The organism is Pseudomonas sp. KCJK9016, assembly GCF_046231795.1.
In the GTDB taxonomy this organism is placed as follows: Bacteria; Pseudomonadota; Gammaproteobacteria; order Pseudomonadales; family Pseudomonadaceae; genus Aquipseudomonas; species Aquipseudomonas bananamidigenes.
The window spans coordinates 25,875-33,987 of the sequence record NZ_JBJJMM010000043.1; the positions used below are offsets into that span (position 1 = coordinate 25,875).

Genomic DNA, 8,113 nt, shown 5'->3' on the forward strand with positions numbered 1-8,113 from the left:
ATGACTCGATTTGCCGTATTTTCATTGTCGCTGCTGTCGGTGACCTCGGCGTTCGCCGCCGGCGACATGCAGGGTATGGACCACGGCCAAATGGGCGATCTGCAAAGCATGGACGACGGCATGATGCAGCCCGCCGCACCGACCCAAAGCCGCACGCCGATTCCGACGTTGACCGACACCGACCGTGCCGCCGTGTTTACCAGCCACGCCGGACATCAGATCCACGACAGCGCCCTCAACTCTTACTTTCTCGCCGACAAACTCGAATGGCAGAACGGCGACGACGCCAGCACCCTGGCCTGGGATGTGTCCGGTTGGATCGGCGGTGACATCGATCGCCTGTGGCTGCGCTCCGAAGGCGAACGCAGCAACGGCAAGACCGAAGACGCGGAGATCCAGGCGCTGTGGGGCCACGCGATTTCGCCGTGGTGGGACGTGGTCAGCGGCCTGCGCCAGGACTTCAAACCCGGCGCCCCGCAAACCTGGGCCGCGTTCGGTCTGCAGGGCATGGCGCTGTACAACTTCGAAGCCGAAGCCACGGCGTTCCTCGGCGAAAACGGTCAGAGCGCGGTGCGGCTGGAGGGCGACTACGACATCCTGCTGACCAATCGTCTGATCCTGCAGCCCACCGCCGAACTCAACGTCTACGGCAAAAACGATCCGCAACGTGGCCTGGGTTCCGGCCTGTCGAACACCGAGGCCGGCTTGCGTCTGCGCTATGAAATCCGCCGTGAATTCGCGCCGTACATCGGCGTGAGCTGGAACCGCACCTACGGCAACACCGCCGCTTACGCACGGGAAGAAGGCGAGGATCGCAGCGAAGCGCGATTCGTTCTTGGTGTGCGGATGTGGTTCTGAATCCCTTCAAAAAACAACACAGAGGTCTTGCATGCGCCCATTGAAAATCTCCTTTGTACTCGCCACCGGTTTGCTCCTGAGCACACTGGCCCAGGCCCATCCGAAACTGCTGTCGTCGACTCCGGCTGAAGGCGCGAACGGCGCAGCTCCCCAGAAAATTGAACTGCATTTCTCCGAGGACCTGATGACCCAATTCTCCGGCGCCAAACTGGTGATGACCGAAATGCCCGGCATGGCCCACTCGCCCATGCCGATGAAAGCCAAAGTCAGCGCCGGCAGCGATCCGAAAACCATGCTCGTCACCCCGCTCGCGCCCTTGCCCGCCGGCACCTATCAGGTCGAATGGCGTGCGGTGTCGTCGGACACTCACCCGATCACCGGCAACGTCACGTTCAAAGTGAAGTGACGATGACCGACCTGATCAACATCCTCCTGCGGATGGCGTTGTATGTGGATTTGCTGCTGTTGTTCGGGGTGGCGTTGTTCGGGGTGTACAACGCTGCCCCGCCGCTGCGGTTTCGGCCGATGTTGCGCGCAATGGCATTGATCGGGGTGGTGCTGTCAGCGGCGGGACTGGTACTGATGACCCGCACCATGAGCGGCGAAACGGAATTCGCAGCGCTGTGGCCGCATCTGCAAATGATGCTGTTCGAGACCGATGTCGGCGTGGCGTGGGCGGTGCGGATGTTTGCACTGGTCGTCGTGATGATCTGGCCGTGTGTGTGGCTGGCATCGATAACCGGCGCACTTGCCCTCGCCTCTATGGCCTGGAGCGGGCACGGGGCGATGGATGGCGCCTGGCATCTGCTGAGCGACATCCTGCACCTGCTCGCGGCGGGTGCATGGATGGGCGCCATGCTGGCGCTGGTGTTGATGTCACGGCTCGACGCTCTGTTCAGTGAAGCGCGCATTCGTTCGCTGGCCGATGCCGTCAAACGTTTCGAAGGCGTGGGCGCGGCGATTGTGCTCATCCTCTCGGTGACCGGCGTGCTCAACTACCTGTTCATCATCGGCCCGAAGTTGGGCGACGTCTTGCTCGGCACCTACGGGATACTGCTGACGATCAAGGTCGTGCTGTTTGCCGGCATGCTGGTTTTAGCAGCGCTGAACCGCTTTCACCTCGGCCCGTCGCTGGAACAAGCGTTGCGCGACGGCCAGCATCAAGTCGCAGCCAACGCGCTGCGCCGAAGCGTGTCAGTGGAGTTCGGCATTGCACTGCTGATTGTGGCACTGGTGGCGTGGCTGGGAACGCTCGGGCCGGACGCGGGATGACACCCGGCAAACCCTTTCACTACACTGGCCCGCACTCCCACTGCACAAGCCCGATCACAATGACCATTCGAAAAAACACGATGATCTTCTGCGGTCTGCTGGCGCTGGCCGGCACCGCCCATGCGCAAGAGCCCGCCTCGCATCTGGACACCATCCAGCAACAAGGCCAGTTGCGCGTCTGCACCACCGGCGACTACAAGCCCTACACCTTCAAACGCGAAGACGGCGGTTTCGAAGGCATCGACATCGCCATGGCGCAATCCCTGGCCGACAGCCTCGGCGTGAAGATCGAGTGGGTGCAGACCACCTGGAAAACCCTGATGCCCGACATGCAGGCCGGCAAGTGCGACATCGGCATGGGCGGGATTTCGGTCACCCTGGAACGGCAGAAAAAGGCCTACTTCAGCAACACCCTCGACGTCGACGGCAAGATCCCGCTGGTGCGTTGCGCCGACCAAGCCAAGTACCAGACCATCGAGCAAATCAACCAGCCGAACGTGCGTCTGGTCGAACCCGCCGGCGGCACCAACGAAGCCTTCGTCCACGCCTTCCTGCCCAAGGCGCAACTGGCCCTGCATGACAACGTGACGATCTTCCAGCAACTGCTCGACAACAAGGCCGACGTGATGATCACCGACGCTTCCGAGGCGCGGTATCAGCAGAAACAGAAACCCGGTTTGTGCGCGGTCAACCCGGAGCAGTTCATGCAATACGGGGAAAAGGCCTACCTGCTGCCCCGTGATGACATGAGCTGGAAGCTGTATGTCGATCAGTGGCTGCATCTGAGCAAGGTCACCGGGAAGTATCAGAAGGTGATTGGCGAGTGGCTGGCGGGGCCGCAGTAAAACGCTTCAAGACGAAAAAAGGGCGCCCGCAATGGGCGCCCTTTTCTATTCAATCGTCATGCAACATGCCGGAGCTGTACTGGTTGAGGCTGGCACCGATACCGGTGCCGCCGAACTTCAGCGTATTGGCGCTGGCTCGCCCTTCCGGCGACTGGCAATCCGAGGAGAAACAACTGGTGGTGGTCAAGCCACCGGAGCCCGAGCAGGCACTCAATACCGAGACAGCTGCAGCGATCAACAGCACTTTGACGACATGGGCACTCATGGCACGGCTCCCCTGAGATGAAACGATCTTATCGCTGCATCCTAGGCGCCCGCGCGCGCCGACAACATGAAACTTTCGCCATCGACAGCGCGGGTTCAGCGAAACCCGTGATTACTCGTTCAGATCCTTGACCAGGTAAGTGCCGGCAATCTGCGAAATACCGGTCAACGCCTCACGGACCAGCTCCGGCTCGGTGCGATAGCGCAGCGGCTCGTAACCATAGGTATTGGCGCCGTTGAACGGAGTGATCGGCTCCTTGCGTTGCCAGATCAACTCATCGCCCCGCTTCAGGGCACCGTTCACGGCAATCGTCGGATACACCACACTGCTGAAACCTTGCGTCAGCGCAAAGCCCCAGGTGACCACCGTCAACTCGATCTGCGCATCGGCCGGCTCGTTATCGGCCACGATCTTGAAACGACCGCTGGCCGCCAGTTGATCCTCGAACCCCTTCTTGACCAGTTTGCCCAGGTCGATATCGGCACTCGTCATGTTGTACTGAATCGCCTCGACCGTAGACATCGACGCCAGGTCCCCGGCCTTCAGCCCCGCCGCAAACCCGGCCCCACTGAGCGCCGCCGTGCCCAACTTACCGGCATGGGACGCCATCCCGACACCCGCGCCGACACCGGCCCCGATTGCCGCGCCCCAGGCCTGCTCGCGGCCCATGTAGGTCATTTCCTTGAAGCTCCAGGTCACCGGAAGGACTTTCACCGTATGGATCTGGGTGCGGTATTCGGGTTTGAACTTCTGATTGGCACAGCCTGCGAGAAACAGGACGGCGAACATCACGACAACTAGTTTTTTCATGAACGACTCAAAGACGCGGAATGGAATGGGTAAGTTGTCGTCAGCATTGAAGAATTCTGAAGAAACACGGCCCTCCCGTGGCGGCATTCGCCACGGAAGGTGCTCGCACTTACGACTTCGGCTCGACGTGATCCAGCGCCTGATTCACCGCCAGCCCCGCGACCATTACCACCTGCGCGATGCCCAGTGCCGTTTTGCGAAGACCGGGTTCCAGGATCGCGGCGAAGTTGCTGAGCATTTCACTGGCGGAATCGAGGGATTCGCAGGCATTGGCCAACAGGGATTCACTGGTGTAGGCCGGGTTGGCCAGGAACATGGGGTCATGCTCGGTATGACTGCCCATGATGCGTTGTTGCGGGGTGAGGTAATGGTCGAGGGCGCGTTCGGCGGCTTCGTTCAGGGTTCTGGAATCGGGGAATTTGTAGGGGGAAACTGGATCGGTTTCGGGTGGGTTTGGGGTTGGTTTGATCATGGATGAAACTCCTAACACTTTAAGTGGAGGCTTCACCCTTTCGCTACCAAACGAAGGGTGGCGGCCATGCACAGGTTGGTAGACCGGGTGCTAGGAGCCGGCGCGCCCGAAGACGCCCTGTACATGACCACCATAAACCCCGATCGAAAGCACAACCGGAGACGGTGACGCTGTACATCTAACACGCGGGCTACCAAACCCGATCACTGGTTTTCAGTGACCCGAGAACGATAAAAGCCACGGCCTAGACGCACAAGCCGGCGGATTCTGTCTTAGGTGTAGGGGGTGGCGCAAGGATGTGTAGGGTAGGGATCACGCAGACTGGCACATCTTAAACATCAGCCCATTCTTCTGTTTAGATTGAAATAACGCGGCAATTCAATGACCCCGTCAGCGTCTTCCACCCACTCGCGAGCTGGGGGCTGTCACATGTAGGGACTGAAAAATCAACATCACCGTACCAGTAACAATTTTAAATATATGGCAAAAAGACTTCCGACTGGACGATGAAAACCAAGCAACATAGAATCCCATGAAAGTGACTAAGATTCAGACGACTCACGCCCCTACAAAATGCTCAGAGAATCGTATAAATAGTTGCTTAGACACCCTAAGCAAAGCGCAACAACTCCACGCATATAACATTGTATTTATTGATACGGACAATCACATGGCAATAATGCACCCCCCTCACGGACCGAAATTCAATGACAGCCATGTGGCAGAGCCAATTGTTTACAGACTACTTGAAGAACAGTTAAATGATGACTTCCAAATAATCCATAGCATTCCATGGCTATCTTCATTTGTAGATGAGCTACAAAACAACAAAAGCCCTGTTGGGGAAATTGATTTCCTCATACTACATCCTGACCTCGGAATACTTGCCCTTGAGGTAAAAGGAGGTGTAATTGGACATAACTCATCAGGTTTTTACTACAGCAAGACAAACGTCGATCCCGTAGCCCAATTGAACCGCGGCATATTCGCCATTCAAGAATGGTTGAGAAACAACGGCGTTACGGTTCAAATTGGGCGTGCTTATTTCTTTCCCGGCTCAGAAATGAAAACCTCACAACTGCCTCCCAGCGTTGTGGACAATAACCACCTTCTACCAATCAAACTAATCCTCGACATCAAAGATCTAGATAGAGTTGACGAGAGAGTCCGCTCTATCATGAACTACTTCAAACTACTACTAAATACTGTACCGATCAGCAAATCAAAAATTGAAACCATAATTGAAATGCTGATCCCGACAATTAGCTATACCCCTTGCTGGTACTCAAAAATAAACAGCGACAACAAACTATGGCTCCGACTGACACCTGAACAACAAGAGTGCATCGATTGGGCACTAAAAAAAGATAGATTTTTAATTAGCGGCTGGCCAGGCACCGGAAAAACAATTATAGCAATTGAAACTGCACGCAGGTTATCTACCTCCGGAACTTCAGTACTCTGCATTACATTCAACTCACTCCTTGCTCAAAAAATATCAAGCGAACTACTTGACCACGCCAACACCTTAGCAATAACCATTTATTCATTATGCTCGAAGGCCTCAACTTATAATGGTGAAAAAGCAAATTTCACGGCAGATTGGTTTGAGAAACAAGCAGCGACCAGCCTAAAAAAGGCCTGCAACAATGGCTTTTTGAATAAATACTCAGCCCTCATCATTGATGAAGGCCAAGTAATCCGAAGAGAGCTCTGGGAAATATTAGTAGAGCACTTTTCATCCAAAAAAATTATCGCCATGTGCGATGCAACTCAAGCTTTTCCATATGAAAAGCCAGTCAGCCTTGCGCAGATAGAAGAATACCTTCAGGCACAAGCGTTCTTCCTTACTGAAAGTCTTCGCATGCCTAAACGCGTTTGCGAACGGTTAAAAATCTTTCAACAACCGACGCACTCCATTACAAACTTAAGGCAAAATGATGAGAACACACTTACAGAGATAATAACCAGCAACCCCAAAAACACCCTAAGCCAAACAATTGCCCAAATATTATCTCAAGGCTTATTGCCTGGGCAAATTATTGTATTAACACCTACTTATATGGGAATACCCGAAAGCTTAGTACCTCAAGGGATCAAAGTTGAGTCTATCGGACGATTCAGGGGCATGGAAAGCCCTGTAATCATCATATTGGCCGCTACAGACATGTCAAATTTAGAATTTTTCTGCGCCTACTCACGCTCTACATCGCGCTGCATCGTAATTCTAGATGCCTATGAAGTACAAAAAGGAAAATACGAAAATCTAGGTAGAGAACTTTATTTAAACAATAAAGATCATGTGGATTCAGAGAGTTCCAAGTCACTCACACAAACAATAATCAAAAACCAGCCGACTATCGACATCACGCTACAAAATGACATATTCCATATTTCATGGTCGAAAACCTGGCATGCATACACACTTCCCGTCCAGAAATGCGAAGTAACCAGATTACTGCTTGAAGCCTTTTTTATCCATTCAGACACTCCGAAAATATACACTTGGGCGCCAGACTCAAGAAGCACAATCTCAATGATAGATAAAGCAGAAAATACTTATCCGTTAACTTTAGAACTAAAGCACTGCCACATATGCCTAGAACCAACACCTCACAATGTCGGCAATCCGCCTGCTGGAACATGCAATGTGTGCACAAACCCTCACAATGAGCGAAATCCAAATTTTGAAAATTATATACTTCAATTACTAAGCATACTCACCAATAGAAAAATGCACTCCACCGAAGCTATTGAAAACCTACCCATTCAAATATACTCAATAGGCACACTGCTAAAAAGCAGATACAACACTACCCAAAGCGAACTAATTTCAGCCTTTAGCCAATTGAGCCTTGAAGGTAGAGTTGCCATGGCATTAGCAATTAGAGAATTGACTATCGGATACAATAAGAACAGAACCGAATTCAAAATAGGTGAAATTTCAAAAAACACCTACAACTGGAATAAAAAACTTGAAATTTTTTCATTCCCACAATGGCAAGGCTTTATTAATGACGCTTTCGCAAAGCTAGAAAACAACGGACTGATCACTAAAGGTGCAAAAGGCATCAGAATCATAAAACGTGAAAAATTTATGATAAAAGCCAACCAAGAGTAGTCAACCATCCAAAAAATTGAGACTAATTTATTATCCAAAACGAAGCCTGCTACCAACCCCGACACTGTCCTTCAGTGACACGAGAGCGATAAGCGCCTCGAGCTAAACAACAATTTAGACAGATTTATTTATCACCTTAAAATCCAAAATAAATAAATCTGTTCCATTTACCCTCTTCGTTGCAAACTCGCACAAATGGATGAACTGAGCTAACCTCTAGAGAAACGATTTTTCTTTTACCATCCAAAAATCAACATGCACTGAATGCGAAACTCACCCTAGCCTTGAGTTCGATCCAAACGACACGACAGGGGAATAATGTGAGCAACCAATGTTTTTCGGAGCAACATCAAAATTTTTCAGCTTTTGCTGAAACACTCCGCCAAGCTTTAGAGAGCGGGAAGAGCAAATCATCTGCCATACAAGAAACCATATCCCCGAAACTTAACCAAAAAATAGAAGCGGAAGCC

Annotated in this window: 8 protein-coding genes; 5 read left to right on the forward strand and 3 right to left on the reverse strand. The window is 52.6% G+C overall.

Annotated features, from left to right (window positions below; all coding sequences use genetic code 11):
• From ACK6BI_RS26775 to ACK6BI_RS26790, 4 genes are read left to right on the forward strand one after another with little or no spacing between them, the layout of a single operon-like run.
• On the forward strand, positions 1-858 hold the full coding sequence (locus tag ACK6BI_RS26775; RefSeq protein ID WP_409319480.1) for a copper resistance protein B: 858 nt from the start codon (positions 1-3) through the stop codon (positions 856-858).
• A 31-nt stretch (positions 859-889) separates the two neighbouring features.
• On the forward strand, positions 890-1,264 hold the full coding sequence (gene copC, locus ACK6BI_RS26780; protein ID WP_409319481.1) for a copper homeostasis periplasmic binding protein CopC: 375 nt from the start codon (positions 890-892) through the stop codon (positions 1,262-1,264).
• Between the two features lie 2 nt (positions 1,265-1,266).
• A complete protein-coding gene (gene copD / locus ACK6BI_RS26785; protein ID WP_409319482.1) occupies positions 1,267-2,130 on the forward strand; it encodes a copper homeostasis membrane protein CopD in 864 nt (287 codons plus the stop codon).
• 59 nt (positions 2,131-2,189) lie between these two features.
• A complete protein-coding gene (locus ACK6BI_RS26790) occupies positions 2,190-2,975 on the forward strand; it encodes a transporter substrate-binding domain-containing protein (protein ID WP_409319483.1) in 786 nt (261 codons plus the stop codon).
• Positions 2,976-3,024: 49 nt separating this feature from the next.
• Here ACK6BI_RS26790 and ACK6BI_RS26795 read toward each other — a convergent pair whose 3' ends face one another.
• The 3 genes from ACK6BI_RS26795 to ACK6BI_RS26805 form a co-directional block, all read right to left on the reverse strand.
• Entirely contained in the window at positions 3,025-3,240 is a 216-nt protein-coding gene (locus ACK6BI_RS26795; RefSeq protein ID WP_065259439.1) for a hypothetical protein, read from the reverse strand.
• Positions 3,241-3,351: 111 nt separating this feature from the next.
• Positions 3,352-4,050, reverse strand: coding sequence for a hypothetical protein (locus ACK6BI_RS26800; protein ID WP_409319484.1), 699 nt, complete (start codon positions 4,048-4,050; stop codon positions 3,352-3,354).
• 109 nt (positions 4,051-4,159) lie between these two features.
• Positions 4,160-4,522, reverse strand: coding sequence for a DUF6124 family protein (locus tag ACK6BI_RS26805; protein WP_409319485.1), 363 nt, complete (start codon positions 4,520-4,522; stop codon positions 4,160-4,162).
• A 670-nt stretch (positions 4,523-5,192) separates the two neighbouring features.
• Between ACK6BI_RS26805 and ACK6BI_RS26810 the strand changes: the two genes are divergently transcribed.
• Positions 5,193-7,643, forward strand: coding sequence for an AAA family ATPase (locus ACK6BI_RS26810; RefSeq protein ID WP_409319486.1), 2,451 nt, complete (start codon positions 5,193-5,195; stop codon positions 7,641-7,643).
• Positions 7,644-8,113: the final 470 nt, after the last annotated feature.